The sequence below is a fragment of the Modicisalibacter tunisiensis genome (genome assembly GCF_020148005.1).
Classification (GTDB): Bacteria; Pseudomonadota; Gammaproteobacteria; order Pseudomonadales; family Halomonadaceae; genus Modicisalibacter; species Modicisalibacter tunisiensis.
The window spans coordinates 3,053,869-3,078,826 of record NZ_JAGXFD010000001.1 but is presented as its reverse complement, the minus strand read 5'-3'; the positions used below and the strand labels follow the sequence as shown (position 1 = coordinate 3,078,826).

Here is a 24,958-nt window from a genome sequence, read left to right as displayed (position 1 = left end):
CAGGTTTCTGCAAGCCGTTCAGGCTGAATCCAATACACCGTTCATAGGGGACGATAACAATGTCGATGAGAACGCCTCTCAAGTTTCTCGCCGCGGCATCGCTGACGCTCAGCGCCGGCCTGGCCATGGCCTTCCAGCCCTCCGGCAAGGTGGACTGCATCGCGCCGGCCGACCCGGGCGGCGGCTGGGACTTCACCTGTCGCAGCGTGGGCAAGGTGCTCGAGGATCTCGATCTGGTCCCGGGCAGCGTGCAGACCATCAACATGGCGGGTGCCGGGGGCGGCGTGGCCTACGCGCATACCGTCAGCAAGCGCTCCGACGATGACCAGCTGCTGGTCGCGGCGTCCACCGCCACCACCACGCGTCTCGCCCAGGGGCAGTTCCCGGGCATGAGTGCCGACGACGTCAACTGGATCGGCGCCGTGGGGGCCGACTACGGCGTCATCGCCGTGGCCAAGGACTCCAAGTACAAGGATCTTCCGGCGCTGATGGACGCGCTGAAGAAGAATCCCAAGGCGGTCAAGTTCGCCGGTGGCAGCGCCAATGGCGGCTGGGATCATCTCAAGGTGCTGATCGCCGCCAACAAGGCCGGCGTCGACAACCTGCCGAAGATTCCCTACCTGTCGTACAACAACGGCGGCGAGGCGATGACCCAGGTGGTGGGTGGCCATGTCGATGCCTTCACCGGTGACATCTCCGAGGCCCAGGGCTTCATGGAATCCGGTGATCTGCGCATCCTCGCGGTGCTGGCCGACCAGCGTCTGCCGGGCAAGTTCTCGGACATTCCCACCGCCAAGGAACAGGGCATCGACGCCATCGGCGCCAACTGGCGCGGCTTCTACATGCCGGGCAAGATTTCCGACGACGCCAGGCAGTACTGGGTCGACGCCGTCGACACGCTCTACAAGAGCGACGAGTGGAAGGACGTCATGAAGAAGAACGGCCTGATGCCGTTCCACCCGGGGCAGGGCCAGTTCGAGCAGTACGTCAAGACCCAGATCGATGACATCCAGGCACTGTCCAAAGAAATCGGGCTGATCAAGTAATGTTGCGTCTCAACGACCGTGTCTTCGGTCTGCTGATGCTCGCCCTGGCCGTCGCGTACGGCTGGGGCGCCCAGCAGTTTTCCGAGCCGTTCGGCGGCGGCGAGGCCGTCGGGCCCAGGACCTTCCCGACGATTCTCGCCGTGGTGCTGGCGGCCTGCAGTCTCTACCTGATCGTGCGGCCCGACCCCGGCAATCCCTGGCCGAAGGGGCGCACGGCCCTGGAGATGCTGATCGCGGTGGCGGTGCTGATCGCCTACACCCTGATTCTCGAGCCGGTGGGCTTCATCGTCGCCACCATGCTGGCGATCGGTACCCTGTGCTGGCGCATGGGGGCGCCGCCGCTGCGCGCCTACCTGAGTGGCCTGATCGGCGGCATCGTGGTCTTCGCGCTGTTCAATTACCTGCTTGAGCTGCCGCTGCCCTGGGGCGTGCTGGCCTTCGTGGAGGGACACTGATGGATACCCTCAATTATCTGATCGACGGCTTCGGCGTCGCGCTGGCGCCGCACAATCTGATGTTCGCGCTGATGGGCGCCTTCCTGGGCACCCTGATCGGTGCGCTGCCCGGTCTCGGCCCGGCCAACGGTGTGGCGATCCTGATCCCGCTGGCGTTCACCCTGGGGCTGCGCCCGGAAACCGCGCTGATCATGCTCACCGCGGTCTACGCCGGCGCCATGTACGGCGGGCGCATCTCGTCGATCCTGCTCAACATCCCCGGTGACGAGCCGGCGATGATGACCTGTCTGGACGGTTACCCGATGGCCCGGCAGGGGCGCGCCGCCGAAGCGCTGGCGATCTCCGCGGTGGCCTCGTTCATCGGCAGCCTGATCGCCACCGTGGGCCTGATCCTGCTGGCGCCGCTGCTCGCCAGGTTCGCGCTGACCTTCGGCGCGGCCGAATACTTCGCGCTGTTCGTGCTGGCCTTCGCCACCCTGGGCGGCATCACCGGCAAGAACCCGGTCAAGACCATTCTCGCCGCGGCGCTGGGGCTGATGATCGCCACCGTGGGCATCGACCTGTCGACCGGCGTGCAGCGCTTCACCTTCGGTACCCTGGAACTCTACGAGGGGGTCGACTTCATCATTGCCATCGTCGGCCTGTTTGCGGTCTCCGAACTGCTGGTGTTCATCGAGGAGAAGGCCGGGGCCGGCCGCGAGATGATCCGGGTCAACAAGCTCTCGCTGAAGTGGAAGGATATTCGCGAGATCCTGCCGACTTCCTTTCGCGGCGGCGTGATCGGCTTCATCTCCGGGGTCCTGCCGGGGGCCGGCGCCTCGCTGGGCAGCTTCATCAGCTATACGCTGGAGAAGAAGATCCTGGGCAGCAAGAACCGTTTCGGCGAGGGCGACTCGCGCGGTGTGGCCGCCCCGGAGGCCGGCAACAACGGCGCCTCGAGCGGGGCCCTGGTGCCCATGCTGACGCTGGGCGTGCCGGGCAGTGGCACCACCGCGGTGCTGCTGGCGATGCTGATCTCCTTCAACATCACCCCCGGGCCGCTGATGTTCACCCAGAACGCCGACGTGGTGTGGGGGGTGATCGCGGCACTGCTGATCGGCAACTTCCTGCTGCTGGTGCTCAACATTCCGCTGGTCGGGGTGTTCGTCAAGCTGCTCTCGGTGCCGCCGATGTACCTGCTGCCGATGGTGACCATGGTCGCCTTCGTGGGCATCTACTCGATCAGCCACTCGCCCGTGGATTTGTACTTCATGGTGGCGTTCGGCGTGGCCGGCTATTTCCTGCGCAAGCTGGAGATCCCGCTGGTACCGGTGATCCTGGGCATGCTGCTGGGTCCGGAGATGGAGAAGAACCTGCGCCACGCGATGCAGATCTCCGACGGCGACTGGATGGTCCTTTGGAGCAGCCCGCTGTCGATCACCCTGTGGGCGATCGCCATCGCCGGGCTGGTGCTGCCGGTGATCGTCGGGCCGATCCTGCGGCGCCGGATGAAGGCGGGCGCGCAGCCGGACTGAGCGCCCGGCCAGACCGGGTCAAGAGATCCCCGCCGGCCATGCCGGTGGGGATCTTGCGTTGTGGCGCTCTTGCGAAAGCCCGTGGAGGGCAGGGTGGGGTCAGGAGGAGCCGGCGTGCGCCTGGAGCCCGCTGGCGGGAAGCCGGTCGGCGCCCCAGCTGCGATGGATATGGCCGATCACGCGGTCGAGTTCCTCCTGGGTGATGTCGGCCAGCTCGCCGCGCTCCAGCGGGTCGTAGTGGAAGATGTAGAGGCGCGAGGCGAACTGCTCGAAGGGCAGCGAGGCCTCGCCGAAGCGCTCGCCGTTGCCGGCGGTACTGACCTTGATGCCGTCGCCCCAGTCCTGGCCGCTGTCGTTGTTGGGGTTGAAGAAGTAGGCGCGCATCACGTCCTGCGGGTCGAGGTTGACGCGCAGCAGGGTGATGGCATGCCAGCCGATGAAGCGCGCCGCGCTGTCGGTCACCGCGATGCCCGCCGGTTGCGGGTGGATCAGCGGCTGGTTGCCGTTGTAGTAGGGGTGGTAGCTGGCGTAGAAGTGGCGCAGGAAGTCCTCGAGCGCCTCGAGCTGACCGGTCTCGACATCGACGTTGATGCGAAAGCCGCGGCCGGCCCACCAGCCGTGGAATTCCGGGTTGACCCAGCGGTGCGGATCGCCCTCGCGGCCGATGCAGCGCCGGCCCATCTCGGCGTAGATGCGGTCGAGATGCGGCACCACCAGCAGCGACACCGGGTCGAGGTCCATGGGCAGGGTGGTGGCCACGCCGGAAAGGCTGGCCATCGACGAGATCGGCTGGCCCTCGAAGTGCATGATGATCTCGTCGTCGCGGGCCGCCCAGGCGACCATCTGCAGCAGGTAGTCGGGGTCGTTGTAGGCCCACATCGACAGTGCGCGCGCCGACTGGCAGGTGGGGTTGTTGCCCTGGCCGACGCCCAGCGGCAGCCCCAGCATGCACAGCACCCCCTCGATCAGGCGTGCCCGGGGCGTCGCCGCGTCGCCGTAGGCGAGGCGCAGCCGCTCCTGCGACCAGGGGGTCAGCGGCAGGCCGATCTGGCGCCACAGCGCCGGGGCCACCGGCGGCTGGTAGAGGATGCCGCGCTCCAGCGTCAGGGCGAGGCCGTAGACCGCCTGCGGGGTCTCGGGCTGCACGCCTTCCTCGATCAGCGCCTGGACCAGCTGCCGGTAGCACAGCAGGCAGTCGCGGCCGGTCGACGACAGGCCCAGCGCCTCGGCGAGCAGGTGGTCGCCGTGATCGAGCAGGTGGCGCAGCAGCACCGGGTGGTAGGGCGACACCAGCCCCGTGTCGTGCATCGCCCGGGCGAAACCGGTGGCCTCGTACTGCAGGGCGCCGGCGTCCATCGACTGCAGGCGCTCGGCATAGACCGCGAGTCCCGGGTCCTCGCGGCAGGCCTGAGTGGGGCCGAACAGGCTGCTGACCAGGCGGTCGGCGCCCTGACCGCTGGCGCCGAGATCGATCTCGGGGTTGGCCCGGCAGATGGCGATCTGGGTCACCATGCGCTTGACGGGATCGACCTGAATGGGGCGCTGCTGGAGGATGCGCCAGATCTCGTCGATCAGCTGGTCGATGACGTGCTCGTAGCCGATGCTCTCGGCCAGGTGGCTGAACAGTTGGCGGGTCATCAGCGCCAGCCGCCCCTGGGTCTCGCGTTGTGCCTCGCTGGGTGCCGTGAACAGCAGTTCGAGGTTGATCGCCAGCACCTGGGTCAGGTAGTGATGCGCCTGCTCGGCGGAGATCAGCGGATGCTCGTAGGCGCCGCGCGCGACCGCCAGCAGGCGCAGTTCGCTGAGCGCCTCGAGCACCACGGTGTCGGCGTCGCCGCTGCCGAGCGAATGCGGCGTCAGCGACGGGATCAGGATCTGCGGGTGGGCCCAGTCGGACCCGTTGAAGGCCCCCGCTTCCTCGAGGGCTCGCGCCCGCGCCTCGATGGCCGCACAGCCGCCGTCGAGCAGCATCACGCGCCGTGCGGTGTCGTAGACTCGCCTGGCCTTGCCCGGCTTGGCGAAGTCCCGTGCATCGGCGAGTATCGCGGTCGCCTCGTCCAGCTTGGCCAGCAGGCCGTCCAGCCTGCCGGCGTCCGTGGTTCGTTCACCATTATGAGTCGTCACGCGGACTCCTTGTCCCCGAAGATGTGCCGCGATTATACATAGAAGTCGAGCTCTTCCTGATGCTTGAGCAGATCGCGCAGGGTGTGGGGATCGTCACCGAAGAAGTAGATCAGCCCCCAGTGGGTGCCGAAGGCCGTGCGCTTGGTCACGGTTTCTTCCAGGGGGGCGGTCAGTTCGTGGGATTCGAAGTAGGGGTGGTCCTCGGTTTCCTCGGGAATCTCCAGGCGGCTGACCACGCGGCGGCGCGGATAGACGCCGAAGCAGCCGGCAAAGCCCTTGGCGTCGACGACTTCCTTCGGGAAGAAGGCCTTGACCTCATCGTCGGTGGTCTTGGGATCGAAGACCAGGATGGTCGCCTGGTAGGCATTGAAGCCGTAGGCGCGCTCGAGCAGCTCGAAGACCTTGAAGCCGGGCGGACGGTAGGCCACCTCGCCGAAGTACATCTCGCCGTCGCTGGTGACGAAGTACTCGGGGTGGATCAGCCCGAAATCGATGTCGAAGGCCTTGATCAGCTTCTCGATCTGGGCGGTGATCTGCGGGCGGTACTTCTCGAGTTCCGGCGAGGCGGGAACGAAGACCGAGTAGCCCAGGGTCACGTACTCCGAGATATTGAGGAAGGCGATCTTGCCGTTGTGAATCCAGGCCTCGACGGCGAACTCCCAGCCATCGAGGTGCGATTCCATCAGTACCGGGAACTCCTCCTCGGGGATGGTATCGATCTCGTCGGGGGTGCGGATCACCCGGTGACCCAGGCAGCCGGCCTTGTCGAAGGCCTTGAGGTGAATGGGGTCGTTGGGGTCCCCGTCGAGCTTGAGCAGGGTCTGGTTGACGCGCTTGAGAAAGCGGATGACATCGTCCTTGTCGTGGGCTTCCTCGAAGATGCCCACGCGGATGCCGCCGAGCTGGGCGCGCCGCTTCATCAGCGCCTTGTCGCGCAGCAGCAGGGCCTGACCGTAGAGCCGTGGGTTGTCGAGCAGCACCGCGTTGATGGCGCCGGCCCATTCCACGGTTTCCTCGAACAGCGGAATCGCCACGTTGACGCCCATCTCCTTGAGGGTCTCGGCGATCTCCATGGAGCGGTCGTTGAGACGCTCGAAGTTCCACGGCACATAGGGGATGTCGTGCTGCTTGCAGTAGTCCTCGGCCCAGTCCGGCGCGACCACCACGTAACGTCGGTCGAAGTTCTCGGCCGCCTCGACAGCGTTGAGGCTCCAGCCGAGCAGCGCAACGTAGCCCTTGTCGGGGTTCTTGTTCATGGTGCTTTCTCCTTGACCAGTGAGTCGCGTTCGTGACTTCTACTCAGCCTAGACGAAATTTGCCGTGTACCCCGGTGTCGATGGATGGCCCCTTCCGGGCTTGCGGGGCCGGGTCCGCACTGTTATAGTGCTGCGGCGCTCGAGGCAAGCGTGGCGAAACAATTTCGCATTCAACGAGTTAGCCTCGAATGCATCGGCGCATCAACGCCGATCCCATTGTGGTGGCCCTGTCGGTCCTCCCGCAACGCGAAGCCGCAAACCCCGCCAGGCCCGGAAGGGAGCAACGGTAGTGGTGGATGCGTGTGCCGGGATGCGGCTGGCGGGGCCGCCTCCCGTTCTGCCCTCCGCGTTATCCTGCCCGTTCCTCGCGGCCCCGTGCTCGGCATCTCCGTCGCAGACATTGACCCCGCCCCCTCGAATGCTATCGTGCCCACGACGCTGACAAAGCTTCGTAAAAATTGCGTCATGAAATTTCCCATTTCTGTACGCAGGTTGACCCAATGGGCATATTTTCCATCAGCTACGATCTTTATCAGGCCCGCGAGTACCGGGCATTCTACGACCATCTGGAAGCCCATGATCACTGCTGGGCCATGGACGGCCAGTGCCTGATCCGTACCGACCAGGATGCCACCGTGCTGCGACGCACGCTGATGCAGCTGATCGGCAGTCACGACGTGCTGTTCGTGTGCCGGCTGGGTGACGACTGGTCGGGGGTCGGCACCCAGTGCGGCGGCTGGCTCGATCGGCAGCGTCAGGGCGGCTGATACTCCGGCGGGGTGACAGGGCATGTCGGGCGGCTTTCCGCCCTTGTCGCGAATCGCTAGAATGAAGCCATGTCACGCATTCTCAACGGGTCGCCCTGGGTCGACCCGGTTTCCAGCCGCAAGGACTTCCGCGCTGCATGAGCTATCAGGTACTGGCCCGCAAGTGGCGGCCGCGCACCTTCCATGAACTGGTCGGGCAGGAGCACGTTCAGCGGGCGCTGATCAATGCGCTCGATCAGGGCCGTCTGCACCACGCCTACCTGTTCACCGGCACGCGCGGCGTCGGCAAGACCACCCTGGCGCGGATTCTCGCCAAGTGCCTCAACTGCGAGCAGGGCGTGACCTCGTCGCCGTGCGGCACCTGCAACACCTGCCGCGACATCGACGAGGGGCGCTTCGTCGACCTGATCGAGGTGGACGCGGCCTCGCGCACCAAGGTCGAGGACACCCGCGAGCTGCTGGACAACGTGCAGTACGCGCCCACCCAGGGGCGCTACAAGGTGTACCTCATCGACGAGGTGCACATGCTCTCGACCCACAGCTTCAATGCGCTGCTCAAGACGCTCGAGGAGCCGCCGCCCCACGTCAAGTTCCTGCTGGCGACCACCGACCCGCAGAAGCTGCCGGTAACCGTGCTGTCGCGCTGCCTGCAGTTTTCGCTCAAGAACATGCTGCCCGAGCGTATTGTCGAGCATCTCGAGCACGTGCTGCAGGCCGAAGCGGTGACCTACGAGACGCCGGCCCTGTGGCTGCTCGGCAAGGCCGCCGAGGGCTCGATGCGCGACGCCATGAGCCTGACCGACCAGGCCATCGCCTTTGGCCAGGGCCAGCTGCGCCGGGCCGACGTGGCGGCGATGCTCGGCACCCTCGATCACCGCCATCTGCTGGCGCTGGCCGAGGCACTGGCCGAGGTGGATGCCGCCCGGGTGCTCGGCGAGGTGGCGTCGCTGGCCGAGCAGGGGCCCGACTTCGCCGGGGTGCTGGATGACCTGACCGGCGTCTTCCATCGTCTGGCGATCGCCCAGATGGTCCCCGAGGCACTCGACAACGGCCATGGTGACCGTGACGAGCTGCTGGCGCTTGCCGCGCGCTTCACCGCCGAGGATGTCCAGCTCTACTACCAGATCGGCCTGCAGGGGCGGGCCGACATGGACAGCGCGCCGGAGCCGCGCACGGCGCTGGAGATGACCCTGCTGCGCATGCTGGCCTTCCGCCCGCAGGGCGTGCCGAAGCCGCCCCAGACGCCGCTGCCGCTGCGCGGTGAGGTCGCCGCGGGGAGCGCAGGCAACGCCGAAGGCGGAGGCGCGGCCGGGACGCCGGCCCCGGCCGCGCCTCCGCCCGACATGCCGGTGGCCGATGAAGCCCCCGGGGAAGCGCCCACGGCGGCGGCGCCGCCCGAGGCGCCGCCACCGCCCTGGAGCGAGACTGTCCTGGAACCGGAACCGGAACCGGAACCGGAACCGGAACCGGAACCGGAGCCGGAACCGGAGCCGGAACCGGAACCGGGGCCGGATGTGGCGGCGAACGAGGCTCCCCCGTCACCTGCGGCGCCGTCCGTTTCTGAGCCGGTCGCCCCGGCAGCCGCTTTCGAAGCGGACGACGTGCCGGACGAGGCCGCGGAGCGACTGAATCATGCGCGCTGGCTGGACCGCTTCGAGACGCTGGCCCTGACCGGGTTGACCCGCAACCTGGCGGCGCACTGCGTGGTCGAGGCGGATGACGGCGAGCGACTGCAGCTGCGCCTCGATGCCCGGCACGCGATGCTGCTGGCCGATGTCCACCTCGAGCGTATCCGCCGGGCACTGGCCGAGGCCGGCATCGAGCGCCGGGTGGTCATCGAGCCCGGTGAGCTGCCGGCGGAGCTCGAGACTCCCCAGGCGCGCAGCGAGCGCGAGACACGACAGCGCCATGCCCAGGCGGTTGAAGCCCTGCGCGACGACCCGCATATCCAGGAACTCGAGCAGGCCTTCGGCGCGCGCCTGATCGAGCAGAGCGTGTCGCCCCAGGCGGCGTCCGACTGACTTTCTTGCCGGCTTGCGGCCGGCAAGCCATCACGATCGAGGTGACTTATGTTCAATGGCGGAATGGGCAACCTGATGAAGCAGGCCCAGGAAATGCAGGAAAAGATGCAGAAGGTGCAGGAGGAGATCGCCCGCGCCGAAGTCACCGGGGAGGCCGGTGCCGGGATGATCCGCGTGACCATGAACGGCCGCCACGATGTCAGCAAGGTGGACATCGACCCCAGCCTGCTCGAGGAAGACAAGGAGATGCTCGAGGACCTGCTGGCCGCCGCGGTCAATGACGCGGTGCGCAAGGTGGAAAGCACCTCTCGCGCCCGGATGGAGGAAGCCACCGAAGGGCTGAACCTGCCGCCGGGCTTCAAGATGCCGTTCTGAACCGCGGTTCCCGGCCGTCGCCCGCGGGGTGGCGGCGCCTTCCCGGCGCCCTCCGACGCGGGCGTCCCGTTACCGTCGTGTCGTGCCGGCGCGCCCCGAGCCAAGGAGTGTCATGAGCTTTTCGCCACTGGTCGATCGCCTGCTGGAGGCATTGCGGGTACTGCCCGGCGTGGGGCCGCGCACCGCCCAGCGCATGGCGCTGCACCTGCTCGAGCGTGACCGCGAGGGCGGCCGTCGGCTGGTGGCGGTGCTCGGCGAGGCGCTGGAACAGGTCGGCTACTGTCGCCGCTGCCGGACGCTGACCGAGGAACCGGTCTGTGAGCTGTGTCGCAGCACGCGGCGCGATGCCGCGCTGCTGTGCGTGGTGGAGTCGCCGGCCGACATGCTGGCCATCGAGGACGCCGGGGGCTATCGCGGCCACTACTTCGTGCTGCATGGCCATCTCTCGCCGCTCGACGGCATCGGCCCCGAGGACATCGGTCTCGACCAGCTCGAGCAGCGGCTCGACGAGGGCGGGATCACGGAAATCATCCTGGCCACCAATCCCACGGTGGAAGGTGAGGCGACCGCGCACTACATCGCCGAGCAGATCCGCGAGCGAGGGCTGACCCTGTCACGTCTCGCCTATGGCGTGCCCATGGGTGGCGAGCTGGAGTACGTCGACGGTGGAACCCTGAGCCGCGCCTTCAACGGGCGACTGCCGTTCAACGGCGAGTGAGCCCCCTGTCTTTGCAACCCGAGACTCTACATGCCCCTGGAACCGATCCATCACTGGATAGACACGCCCGATGCCCTCGATGCCGTCTGCACGCAGCTGGCGGATGCCGCCTGCGTGGCCGTGGACACCGAGTTCTTCCGCGAGACCAGCTTTCATCCCGTGCCGGCGCTGATTCAGCTGTCGCGGGGCGATGTCGCCTACCTGATCGACCCCGTGGCGGTGTCGGCGACGCCCGCCGTCCGGGAGCTGCTGGGCGAGACCGGGCCGCTCAAGCTGATGCATGCCAGCAGCGAGGATCTGGAAGTGCTTCGCCACTGGACCGGCGTGACCGTCCAGCCGCTGATCGATACCCAGGTGGCCCAGTCGCTGCTTTCCGAGGATCCGGCCATGGGCTACCAGCGGCTGGTCGAGCAGTGGACCGGCGACGCCCTGCCCAAGGACGAGACGCGCTCCGACTGGCTGGCGCGCCCGCTGTCCGAGGCGCAGCGTCGCTATGCGGCGCTGGACGTGATCTACCTGCCGCGGGTCTGGGCCGCCCAGCGCGAGGTGCTGGTCGCGCATGAGCGCCTGACCTGGCTCGAAGCCGACTGCCGCGGCCTGGTCGAGCAGGCGGGGCGCAGCGCGGCAAGCGATGGCGAGTGGTATCGCCGGCATCGCCAGCTGTGGCGGCTGGCGCCGCGCGCGATCGCCGCCTATCAGCGCCTGACCGCCTGGCGCGAGGCCGAGGCGCGGCGGCGTGACCTGCCGCGCAACTGGCTGGCGAGCGACAGGATCCTGTTCGCCATCGCCGAGGCCATGCCCGCCAACCGCTATGAGCTGGCGGCGGTGGAAGGGGTCAAGCCGAGTCTGGTCAAGCGCGAGGGCGAGACGCTGCTGGCCCTGGTGAAGGACGCGGCTGGCCTCGAGACGTCGGCGCTGCCGGCGGCCCTGCCGTCGCCGCTCGGCGGCCCGTTCAAGCGACGCTTCAAGGCGCTCAAGCGCGTCGTCGCGCAGACGGCCGAGACCCTGGGCATCGCGCCGGAGGTACTGGCTCGGCGCCGGGACCTGGAGGCGCTGGTGGCCGCTGATCTCGCCGGCGAGCCATTGGCGCTGCCCGGTGGCTGGCGCGGCGAGCTGCTGGGAGCCGAGCTGGCACAGGCGCTGGAAACGATCGATACGCCGGTAGAAGAGTGAGAGCCATGGAGCGAGTCCTGTGTGAAATCCTGCGCAGCCCGCGCAGGGACGAAATGTATCTGTACATCGACAAGCGGCGTGGCCTGGAGCCGGTGCCGGAGGCCCTGCTCGAGCGCTTCGGCACGCCGCAGCCGGTGATGACGCTGCTGCTCGACGGCAAGCGCAAGCTGGCCCGGGCGGATGCCGCGCGGGTGATCGAGGCCATCGCCGAGCAGGGGTTCTACCTGCAGATGCCGCCGGCCCGGGACGAGTACCTGCTCGATCTGTACCGGGCGCCGACCGAGGCGCGTTACTGATGCGCGAACGCTTCTGGGAGCGCTATCCGCTCGAGGCCCTCGATCGCGAGGAGTGGGAGGCGCTGTGCGACGGCTGTGCGCGCTGCTGCCTGCTCAAGCTCGAGGACGAGGAGAGCGGCGACATCGCGACGCTCGGCGTGGCCTGTCAGCTGCTCGACATCCCGAACGGCTGCTGCAGCGACTATCCCCACCGCAGCGAGCGCGTGCCCGGCTGCGTGCCGCTGACCCTGGAGCGCATCGCCGCGTTTCGCTGGCTGCCCGAGTCCTGCGCCTACCGGCGTCTGTACGAGGGGCGCGGGCTGGCCGACTGGCACCCGCTGGTCTCCGGCGACCCGGACAGCGTGCGCCGAGCCGGCATCAGCGTCACCGGTTATGCGGTGTCCGAGGCGGAGGTGCCGGAAGCCGAATGGGAGGATCGCATCATCGCCATCCTGTCTCCCGAGGACGAGGCGCCCCGGCCCGAGTAGCCGGGGCGACGTCGCCCCCGCACGCCGTGCGGGGCAAGTGCTCCCCCTGGCTCATTCCTCCACCCGCTCTGTCTCGGCAAGCCCCAGTGCCCAGAGCAGGAAGGCGTCCTGGCGGGCATTGTCGTGCCAGGCCTTGAAGCGCCCCGAGGCACCGCCGTGGCCCGAGGTCATGTCGGTGCGCAGCAGTAACGGGCGTCGCTCGGCGGCGTCGCGCCGGGCGGCCATTTCGCCCAGGCGGGCATAGAGCTTGGCGGGTTCCCAGTAGGGGACCCGCGAATCGTGCCAGCTGCCCTGCAGGAAGATGGCCGGATAGGCCTGGTCCGAGAGGTTGTCGAGCGGCGAGTAGGCCTTGATGCGCCGGCGTGCCGCCGGCTCCTCCGGGTTGCCCCATTCGCCGTACTCCGCCGTGGTCAGCGGCAGGTCGGGGTTTTCCATGGTCCGCAGCACGTCGACGAAGGGCACGTCGAGCACCGCCGCGCAGAAGGCCCCGGGGTCGAGATTGAGGCTGGCGCCGACCAGCAGGCCGCCGGCGCTGGCGCCGTAGGCGGCAATGCGCTCGGCGTCGGCGACCCCGTGCTCCACCAGGGCCTCGCGGGCGGCGAGGAAGTCGCGGAAGCTGTTGGTCTTGTGCTCGAGCTTGCCGGCCAGGTACCAGGGCTCGCCGCGATCCCCGCCGCCGCGCACGTGGGCCACGGCGAAGGCCACGCCCCGCGCGAGCAGTTCCAGCCGGGCGATCGAGAACCACGGGTCGAGTACCTCGCCGTAGGCGCCGTAGCCGTAGAGCAGGGTGGGCATCGGCCCCTCGGCCCAGCAGTCGGCACGTGCTACCACCGATACCGGGATGCGCTCGCCGTCGTGGCCGGTGGCCCACAGGCGGCGGCACTCCAGCTGCTCGGGCTGCAGGTCGCCGTGCACGGGCTGGGCCTTGAGCAGACGCTGCGTGCCGTGGTCGAGGTCGTGCTCGACCCAACGCACCGGCAGCGTGAAGGATTCCTCGCGGACGCGCAGCCGCCGGGCGTGGAAGTCGGGGGTGTCGCCCAGCGCCAGGCTGCAGGGGGCGTCGGGCAGCGCCAGTCGGTAATCCTCGCGGGGTGTGGCGAGGCCGTCGAGGGCGAGAATGCGCAGATGAACCTGGGCTGCGTCGTGGTCACGCTCGGTGATTACCAGCCCCCAGTCGAAGGCATCGACGCCCTCCAGGGTATGGTGGTCGCGATGGGCGAGCAGGGGGCGCCACTGCCCGGGGTCGGCCTCGTCGGCCACATCCAGGCGGAAATGCGGCGCCTGGCGGTTGTGCAGCACGTAGAAGCCGCCCGGGCGATGGTCGACGGCGTATTCCACCCCCGGCTCGCGGGCGCGCACGCAGCGCGGCAGCGTGGCCGGGGCATCGGCGGGGATCAGGTGGCACTCGGCGGTGTCCTTGGAGGCGGTCTCGAGCACCAGCCAGCGCTTCGAGCGGGTCTTGCCCAGCCCCACCCAGAACTCCACGTCGGCCTCTTCGAACAGGCAGATCGGCGCGGCGCCGGCTGCCCGGAGGTCCAGCCGCCAGACGCTGGCCGGGCGCTGGGTGTCATCGTAGCGCGTGAACAGCAGGGTCCGGTTGTCCTCGGCCCACACCAGGTCCGGGCCGATGCCCTCGAGCACGCGACGGGGCTTGTTGTCCTCGGCCCACACCAGGTCCGGGCCGATGCCCTCGAGCACGCGACGGGGCTTGCCCGCTGGCAAGTCGTGCACGAAGAGGTCGAAATACTCGTCGCCGCGGGTGTCCTCGGTCCAGGCCAGACAGGTCTCGTCGGGCGAGATCGCCAGGTCGCCGAGTTCCAGGAAGTGCCGGTCGCCGGCCCGGGCCTCGAGGTCGAGCAGGCACTCCGGGTGTTCGGCATCGCCGTTGGGGTGACGCCACCAGACTGGATAGTCCGCCTCGGCGGCGGTTTCGCTCCAGTAGGTGTAGCGCTCCAGCGGCGTGCGCAAGCCGCTCACCGCCAGTTCGCGTCGCGCCAGGTGGCCTTCGTAGAGGGCCTCGACCAGCGGCTCGAGAGGGGCGAACCAGGCGTCGCTTTCCCGGTTGGCGGCGTCGAGGAAGGCGCGCACGGCCGGGTCGTCGCGCTGTTCGAGCCAGTGCCAGTGCGGGTCCTCGGCGCGGCGATGGATGACGGCCGGCGATGGGCCTGCGTGAGAGGAGAGCGGCTGTGCTTTCATTGGACGCGGTGTACCATGATGAAACAATGTATTCAGGACGTAAGGTGAGACGATGCTGATTTCCGACTCGATGCCGTTGCTGTGGCTGAGCTACGTGGCATTGTCCCTGGTGGTGCTCGGTGCCGGCTATCTGTCGATACGCTGGCTGCCACGCCTGCCGCGGTTCGCGATCACCGGCCTGGTCGCCGGCCTGATCTGGATGCCCAGCAGCTTTACGCTGCCGCTGCTGGACAAGGCGTCGAACTATCATGGCATGGCGCCCTCGGTCGTGGTAGCAGGGATCGCCTTCCTGCAGAAGGATCAGGCGGCACTGGGCCAGGCGTTGCCGCTGGTACTGCTGGGCTGTGCGCTGGGCGCCGGGGCGGGGGCCGCGCTGGCGGTCTGGTTCCGGCGTCGCGATCGGCGCCCCGAGGACGACGGCGACCGTCCGGGAGGCGGCAGCAGCGACGCACCGCAGGCCCGCCAGGAGCCGGTGATCGGCTGAGGACGGCGCATGCAATGGTTGATGACGGTATCGCTGGCAGTGACGTTGCTGCTGAGCGCGTCGGCGCAAGCCCAGCGCTCGGCGTCGCCGCGCGGGGATGCCGATGTCCGGCTGGTGTTCGACGTCTCCGGCAGCATGAAGCGCAACGACCCCGAGCGGCTGAGCGGCAGTGCCCTGGAGCTGTTCGTGGGATTGCTGCCATCGGGGGCACAAGGTGGACTGTGGACGTTCGGCAGTGAGGTGGACAACCCCCTGCCGCCGGCGCCGGTCGATGACGCCTGGCGCGAGCAGGCGCTGGCCCTGAAGCCGGCGCTGGCCGCGTATCAGCAGTACACCGACATCGAAGCGGCCATTCGCCGGGCGGCCGACGCCGAGCCAACGTCAGGGCCGCGCCATGTGATCCTGCTGACCGACGGCATGGTCGACATCCCCGGTGGTGCGGACAAGGCGGCGCGGGATGCGGCGTCGCGGCGGCGGCTGATCGAGGAACTCGCCCCGCGGCTGCGTGACGAGGGCGTCGTGGTGGACGCCATTGCCTTCTCCGCCCACGCCGACCGCGACCTGCTCGAGACGCTGGCGCGGCGCACCGGTGGGCTGGCGACAGTGGCCGAGGATCCCGACGCGTTGCTGCGTGCCCTGATGGATGTGGTCGAGCGCATCTTTCCGCGCGACCAGGTCCCTCTTGCGCAGGGGCGCTTCCCGATCGACAAGACGGTCGACGGGTTTTCGGCGCTGCTGTTTCACGATCCCGGCTCGCCGGCGCCGACGCTGGTCGCGCCGGACGGCCAGCGTTATTCGGTCGATGTGCATCCCGGCTCGATACGCTGGCAGCATCAGCCACGCTTCGACATCATCCATGTGCCGTCGCCGAACGCCGGCGAATGGCGCATCGAGGGCGAGGTCGGTCCCGACAGCCGGGTGAGCGTCGACTCCCCGCTGGCGTTGCGGACCGGCCCGTTGCCGGCCACCCTCTATCAGGGCTTCGAGACGCCCATCGAGGCCCGTGTCACCACGCCGGACGGGGCCGTACCCGAATCGCCCCTGGCCCTGCGTGCCGAGCTGCGCGACATTGACGGTACGCTGCGCCAGTCGGTCGCCCTGGCCGAAGAGGGCGACCTTTACCGTGGGGTGCTGCCGGCGCCGCAGGTGACCGGCAACGCCCGGCTGGTGGTGGTCGCCCGCAACGATGAGCTGGTGCGCGAACGCCGACAGGCGGTCAACATCCTGGCGCCGATCCACGCGCGCGTTGCCGAGGACGGCAAGCGCGTCCTGCTGCGCGCCGAGCACCCGCGGCTGAACGCCGATAACACACAGCTGTCGGCGACGCTGCAGGGCGATTCCCTGCCGGTGGTCGAGACAGGGGCGACGAGCTGGCGCATCGACCTGCCGACGCTCGACACCGATGTTTCCGTGCCGTTGACGGTGACGGCGGACATGACGCTGAATGGACGCACGCACCACGTGATCCTGCCGGTGATCCGTCTCAACCCCGGGGCGTCCACCCGACTCGACGGGGCCAGCCTCGACCGCCCGCCGGGGCGCGCCGAGGTCCTGGCGCCGGCCCCCGGCACGGACGCCGAGACCCCGACCGATGCGGCCCGGGGGCCGGCGGCGACGGTCAACGACTGGCTGGCGCATCTGCCCGACGAGGCCCAGGCGCTGTGGCAGGCGGTGCCGCCCCGGTTGCGGCACTATGTGCAGCAACGCCGCGACGACCCGCTGGCCTGGGTCGTGTGGGGCGTGCTGTTGCTGATTCTGGTGCTGGGCGTGTATGCATGGCGTCGTGCGCGTGCGCGGCGGCGTCCGGTCAAGCGGGAGGAACCCCATGTGTGAACTGCTGGGCATGAGTGCCAACGTGCCCACCGACATCTGCTTCAGCTTCGCCGGGTTCCTGCAGCGCGGCGGCGGCACCGGGCCACATCGTGACGGCTGGGGCATCGCCTTCTACGAGGAAGGGGGGTATCGCGACTTCCGCGACCCCCACCCATCGGTGGATTCGCCCATCGCGCGGCTGATCTGCGACTACCCGATCAAGTCCCATGTGGTGATCAGCCACATTCGCCAGGCCAACGTGGGCGGCGTGCGCCTGGCCAACACGCACCCCTTTACCCGGGAGATGTGGGGGCGCCCCTGGTGCTACGCCCACAACGGGCAGCTGGCAGGCTGGGAAAGCCTGCCGCTGGCGTTCTATCAGCCGGTGGGCGGCACCGACAGCGAACATGCCTTCTGCTGGCTGCTCGGTGAGCTGCGCCGGCACTTTCCGCACCCGCCCGGCGATCCCGAGACGCTCTGGTCGACCCTGCACGCCCTGTGCGAGCAGCTCCGGGCACTCGGGGTATTCAACCTGCTGCTGTCGGACGGCCGCTACCTGTTCGGCTATTGTTCCACCAAGCTGGCTCACATCACCCGGCGGGCGCCGTTCGGACGCGCCCAGCTCAGCGACGCCGAGATGACCGTCGACTTCGCCGAGCACACCACGCCCCACGATGTGGTGTCGGTGATGGCGACCGAGCCGCTGACCGCCAACGAGGCGTGGGTGCGCATGCAACCGGGGGAGCTGCTGGTCTGGCGCGATGGCGAGATCGTCGCCCGTTACGCGAGTGACAGCCCGGCTCCGGCGGCTGCCTCGCACGGCGAGAGGGTGGAACGCTAGTTTCAAGCGGTCGTTTTACAGCGCGCCGGGCCTGCGCTAAGGTGGTCGCGACAACAAGACAGCGTATCGACCGATGTCGAGCGAACCTGCGGAGACCCGCCCATGAGTCAGCACGCCAACGACTTCATTCTCGCCGGCCCGCCCCTGGAAGGCGAGGACGACTATGCGTCGATCTGCGATGTCTTCGCCGCCTCGGTGGGGCGCTTTGCCGAGCGGCCGGCCTTCAGCTGCATGGGCCGGACCCTGAGCTATCGGGAGCTCGACCGCCTCTCGGCCGACTTCGCCGCCTGGATCCAGCACGAGACGGACCTGGCGCCGGGGGACCGCATCGCCATTCAGCTGCCCAACGTGCTGCAGTTTCCGGTGGCGGTTTTCGGCGCGCTGCGCGCCGGGCTGGTGGTGGTCAACACCAACCCGCTCTATACCGAGCGCGAGATGCGTCACCAGTTTACCGACTCGGGGGCCCGGGCGATCGTCATCCTCGCCAACATGGCCGCCAAGCTCGAGTCCATTCTCGCCGATACCGAGATTCGCCACGTGGTCGTGACCCAGCTGGGCGACCTGCACGGCTTTCCGCGGCGGCCGCTGATCAATCTGGCCGTGCGGCACGTCAAGAAGCTGGTACCGCGCTACCATCTGCCGGATGCCCTGACGTTCCGCGATGTGCTGGGCCGTGGCGCGCGGCAGCCGCACCGGCCGGTGGCGCGCCGGCGCGACGACATTGCCGCCCTGCAGTACACCGGCGGCACCACCGGCACCGCCAAGGGCACCATGCTGACTCACGGCAACCTGGTGGCGAACATGCTCCAGGCGCGCGCGGTGATCAGCGATGTGCTGGGCGAGGGCTGCGAGACGGTCATCGCACCGCTGCCCGTCTACCATATCTACACCTTCACGGTGAATTGCCTGTTCATGATGGAGACCGGCAACCACAGCGTGCTGATTCCCAACCCGCGGGACATCGCCGGCTTCGTCAGGACGCTCAAGTCGCAGCCCTTCACCGGCTTCGTCGGCCTCAATACGCTGTTCAATGCGCTGTGCCAGCGCGAGGACTTCCGCGCCCTCGACTTTTCCCGGCTCAAGCTGACCATCTCCGGGGGCATGGCGCTGACCAAGGCGGTCGCCCAGCGCTGGGAGGCGGTCACCGGCTGTCCGGTGGCCGAGGGCTACGGCATGACCGAGACGTCGCCGATCGTCTCGTTCAATCCACCGGCGGCCATCCAGCTGGGAACGATCGGCAAGCCGGTACCCGGAACCGAAGTCAAGGTGATCGACCCGGACGGGGCCGGTCTGCCGCGCGGCGAGCCCGGCGAGCTTTGTGTGCGCGGGCCGCAGGTGATGAAGGGTTACTGGAATCGCCCGGAGGATACCGCGCGCACCCTGGACACGCAGGGCTGGATACGCACCGGGGATATCGCCGTGCTGCAGGAGGACGGCTATATCCGCATCGTCGATCGCAAGAAGGACATGATCATCGTCTCCGGCTTCAACGTCTATCCCAACGAGATCGAGGATGTGGTCGCGGGGCACCCCGACGTGATCGAGGTGGCGGCGATCGGCATCCCCGACGAGGCCACGGGCGAGGCGATCAAGCTGTTCGTGGTCGCGCGCGGGGAAGCGCTCGATGCCGAGACGCTGCGGGTCTGGTGCAAGCGGGAACTTACCGCCTACAAGGTGCCCAGGTTCGTCGAGTTCCGTGACGAGCTTCCCAAGACCAACGTCGGCAAGGTGCTGCGCCGCCAGCTGCGCGATGACGACACGCAGTCCTGAGTGCCGGGCCGGCCCGCCCGTCGGCGCGAAACGAATGGCACGCCGGTGTTGAAACGACGCCTCGGCACCACCAGAGTCGTCAGAGCGGGGGTGATATCCGCCCCCGGCGACGAGTCAAGGAGTGACCGATGCGTATCGAGACGATCAAGTCAGACGGTGTGGCTCATCTGTCCTACATGGTGATCGATGGCAATGCGGCCGCGGTGATCGATCCCCGTCGGGATGTCGATGTTTATCTCCAGGTGGCCCGGCGGGAGGGCGCCAATATCACGCATGTCTTCGAGACCCACCGCAACGAGGATTATGTCGTGGGGTCGCGCAGCCTCGCTGCCGTGACCGGGGCCGAGGTCTTTCACGGCCGGGGCGGTCAGGTGGATCATGCGCGGCCGGTCGAGGAGGGGGAGTCGTTCGATATCGGCAAGGCCCGACTCACGGTACTGGAGACCCCGGGGCACACCTTCGACAGTATCTCCCTGACCCTGGCCGACAGGAATTTCAGCGAGGCACCCGTGGCGGTCTTTACGGGGGACACGCTGTTCATCGGCGATGTGGGGCGCACCGACTTCTACCCGGATCGCCGTGAGGAGATGGCGGAAAAGCTCTACGACAGCCTGTTCGGCAAGCTGCTGCCGCTGGGCGACGGGGTTCAGCTCTATCCTGCCCATGGTGCGGGGTCGGTGTGTGGCGGCGGCATGGCCGATCGCGAGTTCTCCACCCTGGGCTACGAGCGACGCTTCAATCCCCGGCTGCAGCTCGAGCGGGAGGCGTTCATTCGCGCCAAGAGCGGGGAACACCATTACCAGCCGCCGTACTTTCGGCGCATGGAGACGCTCAATGACCGGGGCGTCGAGCCGGATGCGCTACCGCGCCCGGCTGCCTTGCCCCCCGGTCCCTTCGGCGAGCGCCGTGACGAGGGCCTGACGGTGCTCGACCTGCGTACGCCCGAGGCATTCTGCGGGGCGCATATTCCGGGAAGCCTGTCCATGCCCACGGCGGTCGCCCCGGGCTACATCGGCTGGCTGGTTTCCTACGAGACGCCGCTGGGCCTGGTCCTGGACGATGACGCCGACCTGGACCGGGCGTTGCGTGAACTGTATCGGCTGGGCTATGACCGGGTGGAAGCCTATCTGACCCCAGGCATGACGGCCTGGGAGGCGAGTGGCGCCGACTACGGGGTGGTGCCGACCGTCTCGGCGGCGACGCTGAAGCAGCGTTATGCGCAGGGGGATGATTTCCTGCTGCTCGACGTTCGGGCCATCGACGAGTACCAGGCCGGCCACCTGCCCGATGCCACGCATATCTATCTCGGCCACTTGGCCGATCGCCTGGAGGAACTGCCGCGAGACGTGCCGATCGTGACCTTCTGCGGCAGCGGCAAGCGGGCGGCGGTCGCCGCCTCCCTGCTGACGCGTCACGGCTTCACACGGGTGGAAAACTGCCTGGGCTCCATGGCGGCCTGCCAGGCGGTGGGGTGCCGGATTGTCGATTGACCCCGGACATCCCCGACCGTGAGGGATATAATGACTGGCTTGCCCCGAGGTTTCTCGGGGCAAGTCGCGTCGTGATCCACTCGATGAGGTTGCCTTGAGTACCACCACCTCCGACCCCGCACTCTCCCGTCAACAGGCCCTGATCACCCGCCAGCGCGCGCTGGACGGTGCGCTGCTCAGCGATGCCCACCGCCTGGGCCGGCGCCTCGAGGGGCTGACCCGGCGCGCCCGTGACGGCAAGCCGATCGACCGCGCCCTGCGCGAGATCGATGCCCGGCTGGCCGAGTCCCGGGCGCGGCTGGAACGGCGTCGCGCGCTGCCGGTGACGCTGGACTATCCTCCCGCGCTGCCGGTGGCGGAGAAGCGCGAGGATATCCTGGCGGCGCTGCGCGAGCATCCGGTGGTGGTGGTGGCCGGCGAGACCGGCTCGGGCAAGACCACCCAGCTGCCCAAGCTGTGCCTGGAGCTGGGGCTGGGGCGGCGCGGGCTGATCGGCCACACCCAGCCGCGGCGGCTGGCGGCGCGCTCGGTGGCCTCGCGGCTGGCCGAGGAGCTGGCGGTGCCGCTGGGCGAGCAGGTCGGCTACCAGGTGCGCTTCACCGACCAGACCAACGAGTCGACCCTGGTCAAGCTGATGACCGACGGCATCCTGCTGGCCGAGACGCAGCACGACCCGGACCTGTCCCGCTACGAGGCGATCATCATCGACGAGGCGCACGAGCGCAGCCTCAACATCGACTTCCTGCTCGGCTACCTCAAGCGGCTGACCGCGCGGCGGCCCGATCTGAAGATCATCATCACCTCGGCGACCATCGACGTCGATCGCTTCGCCCGGCATTTCGCCCGCGACGACGGCACGCCGGCGCCGGTGGTGCAGGTTTCCGGGCGCACCTACCCGGTCGAGGTGCGCTACCGCCCGCTGGTGCGCGAGGAAGACGACGAGGAGGACCGCACCCTGCAGGAGGGCATCCTGCACGCGGTGGAGGAGATCGAGGCCGTCGAGCGCGAGCAGCGCTGGTACTCCGGCCCGCGCGACGTGCTGATCTTCCTGCCCGGTGAGCGCGAGATCCGCGAGACCGCCGACACCCTGCGGCGCGCCGACCTGCGCGGCACCGAGATCCTGCCGCTCTACGCGCGGCTGTCCAATGCCGAGCAGAACCGGGTCTTCCAGCCCCACACCGGGCGGCGCATCGTGCTCGCCACCAACGTGGCCGAAACCTCGTTGACCGTGCCCGGCATCCGTTACGTGATCGATCCCGGGCTGGTGCGCATCAGCCGCTACAGCTACCGTGCCAAGGTCCAGCGCCTGCCCGTCGAGCCGGTCAGCCAGGCCAGCGCCGACCAGCGCAAGGGGCGCTGCGGGCGTATCGCCGAGGGCGTGTGCATCCGCCTGTACAGCGAGGAGGACTACCTTGGCCGTCCCGAGTACACCGAGCCGGAGATCCAGCGCACCAACCTGGCCTCGGTGATCCTGTCGATGCTGTCGCTCAAGCTCGGCGACATCGAGGCGTTTCCCTTCGTCGACGCGCCGGACTCGCGCTTCATCAAGGACGGCTTCCGGCTGCTCTTCGAGCTCGGCGCGGTCGACGCGGACAATCGCCTGAGCCGGCTGGGCGCCCGTCTGGCTCGCCTGCCGATCGACCCGCGCCTGGCGCGCATGGTGCTGGCCGGCGCCGAGCAGGCGTGCCTGCGCGACGTGCTGGTGGTGGTCAGCGCCCTGGCGATCCAGGACCCGCGCGAGCGCCCGGCCGAGAAGCGCCAGGCCGCCGATCAGAAGCACCAGCAGTGGAACGATGCGGATTCGGACTTCATCGCCTGGCTCAACCTCTGGCACGGCTTCGAGGCAGCCCGCGAGTCGCTTTCCGGCAACCGGCTGCGCCGCTGGTGCCGCGACAATTACCTGAGCTACCTGCGCCTGCGCGAGTGGCACGACACCTTCCGCCAGCTGCGCCAGCTGCTGCGTGACATGGACATCAGCGTGCCGGCCGCCGGCCAGCTGCCGGCACGCGTGCCGGGCGACGAGGCCAGGGTGGACCGCGAGGCCCACCGCCATGCCTATGCGACGATTCACCAGGCGCTGCTCGCCGGGCTGCTGTCGAACCTCGGCCAGCTCGTCGAGAATCGCGAGTATCTCGGCGCGCGCAACCGCAAGTTCGTGATCCACCCCGGCTCGGGGCTGGCCAGGAAGTCGCCCAAGTGGGTGATGGCCGGCGAGCTGGTCGAGACCTCGCGGCTGTTCGCCCGCGATGTCGCCCGCATCCAGCCGGAGTGGATCGAGCCGCTGGCCGGCCACCTGGTCAAGCGCCACTACAGCGAACCGCACTGGGAGATGAAGCGCGCCCAGGTGGTGGCCTTCGAGCAGGTCACGCTGTTCGGGCTGCCGATCGTCAACCGGCGCAAGGTGCATTACGGCCCCATCGCCCCGGCGCAGGCCCGCGAGCTGTTCATCCGCCGGGCTCTGGTCGAGGGGGAGTATCGCACCGGGGCCGCGTTCTTCGCCCACAATCGGGCGCTGATCGACGAGGTCGAGGATCTGGAGGACAGGGCGCGAAAGCGTGATATCCTTGTCGATGAGGAAACGCTGTTCGATTTCTACGATCAGCGGCTGCCGGAGGACATCGTCAACGGCAAGGGCTTCGAGCACTGGCGGCGCCAGGCGGAGCGGGACGACCCGAACGTGCTCAAGCTCGACAAGGCCGCGCTGATGGCGCGGGAAGCCGATGAGGTCAATGCCGCGCAGTATCCGGACACCCTGACGCTGGGCGGGGTCAGTTACCCGCTCGGCTATCACTTCGCACCGGGGGCCGAGGACGATGGGGTGACGCTGACCGTACCGGCGGCGATGCTCTCGCAGCTTCCCCGCCATCGGCTGGAATGGCTGGTGCCGGGGCTGCTTCGCGAGAAGTGCATCGCGCTGCTCAAGTCGCTGCCCAAGTCGGTGCGCCGCCAGGTGGTGCCGATTCCCGACTGGGTCGATGCGGCACTGGAGTCGCTGACGCCCGACGACATCCCGCTGACCGAGGCGCTCGGTGAGTTCCTGCGCGTCAAGACCGGCCTGCGCTTGGCTCCCGACGACTGGCGGACCGATCAGCTCGAGCCGCACCTGATCATGAACCTGCGCGTGGTCGACCACGAAGGGCGGGTGCTGGGGCAGGGTCGGGACCTGCCGGCCCTCGAGAAGCGCTTCGCCGAGGCGGCGACGGCCGGCGCCCGGGCGCTGGATGTCGCCGGCGACACCGCGGAGACGCTGGAGGATCTGCCCGAGACGCCGCTGGCCGAGTCGCGCACGACCACCCAGGCGGGCATCCGGGTCGAAGCCTATCCGGCGCTGGTAGAAGGCCGGGACGCGGCCTTGGCCGTCGAGCTGTTCGATCATCCCGCCAGGGCCCTCGAGGCGCATCGCCATGGCGTCAAGCGGCTGGCCATGCAGCGCCTGCCGGACCAGGTCAAGGCCCTGCGGCAGTTGCCGGGGATCGAGCGCTGTGCGCTGCTGTTCGCCAAGATCGGCAGCAAGCGCCAGCTCGTCGACGACGTGGTGGAGGCCGTCTTTCTGCACGAAATCGCCGTCGATCCGCTGCCGCGCTCCCGCGAGGCACTGGCGGCCCGGATCGAGGAGCGCCGGGCCGATCTGGTGGCGTATGGCGAATCGCTGCTGCCGATCGTCCAGCGGGCGCTGGAGGGCCACCTGGCGGTGACCAAGGCGATGAAGGGCAATCTCAGCCTGTCCCTGGCGCTGGTCTACAACGACCTCAAGGCGCAGATGCAGCGGCTGGTGCATCCCGGTTTCATCCGCGAGGCGGGGGAGTGGATCGCCGAGTACCCCCGATACATGGAAGCGGCCGCTATCCGCCTGGAAAAGGCGCCCCGGGAGCGCATGCGCGACCAGATGCTGATGCAGGAGGTTCAGGATTTCGAGTCGCGCCTGATCCAACGCCGCGAGGCCGAACGGCGGGGCGGTCACGAGGACCCGGCGCTGCTCGAGTTCCGCTGGTGGATCGAGGAGCTGCGCGTGTCACTGTTTGCCCAGCAACTGGGCACGCGCATGCCGGTGTCCGTCAAGCGGCTCGAGCGGCACTGGGCCGAGATCACCGGAAAGCGCCCGGGCTGAGCGGGCGTTTCCAGGGCGGCGCAGCGTCGTCGCGAGGAGACCACA

General features: G+C 68.5%; 19 protein-coding genes and 1 other RNA gene. 17 read left to right on the top strand and 3 right to left on the bottom strand.

What is annotated here, in order from left to right; all coding sequences use genetic code 11:
• Positions 1-59 precede the first annotated feature (59 nt).
• From KGQ91_RS14425 to KGQ91_RS14415, 3 genes are read left to right on the top strand one after another with little or no spacing between them, the layout of a single operon-like run.
• Positions 60-1,046: a Bug family tripartite tricarboxylate transporter substrate binding protein gene (locus tag KGQ91_RS14425; RefSeq protein ID WP_163649016.1), complete on the top strand. Its 987-nt coding sequence runs from the start codon at positions 60-62 to the stop codon at positions 1,044-1,046.
• Positions 1,047-1,048: 2 nt separating this feature from the next.
• A complete protein-coding gene (locus KGQ91_RS14420; protein WP_224421426.1) occupies positions 1,049-1,501 on the top strand; it encodes a tripartite tricarboxylate transporter TctB family protein in 453 nt (150 codons plus the stop codon).
• Positions 1,501-3,015: a tripartite tricarboxylate transporter permease gene (locus tag KGQ91_RS14415; RefSeq protein ID WP_224421302.1), complete on the top strand. Its 1,515-nt coding sequence runs from the start codon at positions 1,501-1,503 to the stop codon at positions 3,013-3,015. Before KGQ91_RS14420 ends, KGQ91_RS14415 begins: the two co-directional genes overlap by 1 nt.
• 99 nt (positions 3,016-3,114) lie before the next feature.
• Here KGQ91_RS14415 and KGQ91_RS14410 read toward each other — a convergent pair whose 3' ends face one another.
• Positions 3,115-5,139, bottom strand: coding sequence for a hypothetical protein (locus KGQ91_RS14410; RefSeq protein WP_224421301.1), 2,025 nt, complete (start codon positions 5,137-5,139; stop codon positions 3,115-3,117).
• A gap of 32 nt (positions 5,140-5,171) precedes the next feature.
• Positions 5,172-6,395: an ATP-grasp domain-containing protein gene (locus tag KGQ91_RS14405; RefSeq protein ID WP_224421300.1), complete on the bottom strand. Its 1,224-nt coding sequence runs from the start codon at positions 6,393-6,395 to the stop codon at positions 5,172-5,174.
• Positions 6,396-6,623: 228 nt separating this feature from the next.
• Between KGQ91_RS14405 and ffs the strand changes: the two genes are divergently transcribed.
• The 8 genes from ffs (at position 6,624) to KGQ91_RS14365 (ending at position 12,212) form a co-directional block, all read left to right on the top strand.
• An RNA gene (ffs, locus tag KGQ91_RS14400) (signal recognition particle sRNA small type) lies at positions 6,624-6,720 on the top strand.
• 175 nt (positions 6,721-6,895) lie between these two features.
• Positions 6,896-7,162: a hypothetical protein gene (locus KGQ91_RS14395; RefSeq protein ID WP_224421299.1), complete on the top strand. Its 267-nt coding sequence runs from the start codon at positions 6,896-6,898 to the stop codon at positions 7,160-7,162.
• A 137-nt stretch (positions 7,163-7,299) separates the two neighbouring features.
• Positions 7,300-9,183, top strand: coding sequence for a DNA polymerase III subunit gamma/tau (dnaX, locus tag KGQ91_RS14390; RefSeq protein ID WP_224421298.1), 1,884 nt, complete (start codon positions 7,300-7,302; stop codon positions 9,181-9,183).
• Between the two features lie 48 nt (positions 9,184-9,231).
• Complete coding sequence (locus KGQ91_RS14385) at positions 9,232-9,558, top strand: YbaB/EbfC family nucleoid-associated protein (RefSeq protein ID WP_163649009.1); 327 nt, start codon at positions 9,232-9,234, stop codon at positions 9,556-9,558.
• A 112-nt stretch (positions 9,559-9,670) separates the two neighbouring features.
• Positions 9,671-10,276, top strand: a complete 606-nt coding sequence (gene recR, locus KGQ91_RS14380; protein WP_163649008.1) for a recombination mediator RecR — start codon at positions 9,671-9,673, stop codon at positions 10,274-10,276.
• A 30-nt stretch (positions 10,277-10,306) separates the two neighbouring features.
• Positions 10,307-11,449 (top strand): ribonuclease D, encoded by a 1,143-nt coding sequence (rnd, locus tag KGQ91_RS14375; protein ID WP_224421297.1) that lies wholly within the window; start codon positions 10,307-10,309, stop codon positions 11,447-11,449.
• Between the two features lie 5 nt (positions 11,450-11,454).
• Complete coding sequence (locus tag KGQ91_RS14370; protein ID WP_224421296.1) at positions 11,455-11,745, top strand: YcgL domain-containing protein; 291 nt, start codon at positions 11,455-11,457, stop codon at positions 11,743-11,745.
• Positions 11,745-12,212, top strand: coding sequence for a YcgN family cysteine cluster protein (locus KGQ91_RS14365; RefSeq protein ID WP_224421295.1), 468 nt, complete (start codon positions 11,745-11,747; stop codon positions 12,210-12,212). Before KGQ91_RS14370 ends, KGQ91_RS14365 begins: the two co-directional genes overlap by 1 nt.
• Positions 12,213-12,263: 51 nt before the next feature.
• Here the strand turns inward: KGQ91_RS14365 and KGQ91_RS14360 are convergent, their stop codons facing one another.
• Complete coding sequence (locus KGQ91_RS14360; RefSeq protein WP_224421294.1) at positions 12,264-14,408, bottom strand: S9 family peptidase; 2,145 nt, start codon at positions 14,406-14,408, stop codon at positions 12,264-12,266.
• Between the two features lie 52 nt (positions 14,409-14,460).
• Between KGQ91_RS14360 and KGQ91_RS14355 the strand changes: the two genes are divergently transcribed.
• From KGQ91_RS14355 to hrpA, 6 genes are all read left to right on the top strand, one after another.
• Positions 14,461-14,892 (top strand): hypothetical protein, encoded by a 432-nt coding sequence (locus tag KGQ91_RS14355; protein ID WP_224414625.1) that lies wholly within the window; start codon positions 14,461-14,463, stop codon positions 14,890-14,892.
• Positions 14,893-14,901: 9 nt separating this feature from the next.
• Entirely contained in the window at positions 14,902-16,725 is a 1,824-nt protein-coding gene (locus KGQ91_RS14350) for a VWA domain-containing protein (RefSeq protein ID WP_224421293.1), read from the top strand.
• Entirely contained in the window at positions 16,718-17,545 is an 828-nt protein-coding gene (locus tag KGQ91_RS14345; RefSeq protein WP_224421292.1) for a class II glutamine amidotransferase, read from the top strand. The genes KGQ91_RS14350 and KGQ91_RS14345 overlap by 8 nt, the downstream gene beginning before the upstream one ends.
• A 102-nt stretch (positions 17,546-17,647) precedes the next feature.
• Positions 17,648-19,315 carry an AMP-binding protein gene (locus tag KGQ91_RS14340; protein WP_224421291.1) on the top strand — a complete coding sequence of 556 codons (1,668 nt, stop codon included), beginning with the start codon at positions 17,648-17,650 and terminating at the stop codon, positions 19,313-19,315.
• Between the two features lie 128 nt (positions 19,316-19,443).
• Entirely contained in the window at positions 19,444-20,805 is a 1,362-nt protein-coding gene (locus tag KGQ91_RS14335) for an MBL fold metallo-hydrolase (protein ID WP_224421290.1), read from the top strand.
• A gap of 94 nt (positions 20,806-20,899) precedes the next feature.
• On the top strand, positions 20,900-24,913 hold the full coding sequence (gene hrpA, locus KGQ91_RS14330; protein ID WP_377172537.1) for an ATP-dependent RNA helicase HrpA: 4,014 nt from the start codon (positions 20,900-20,902) through the stop codon (positions 24,911-24,913).
• Positions 24,914-24,958 lie beyond the last annotated feature (45 nt).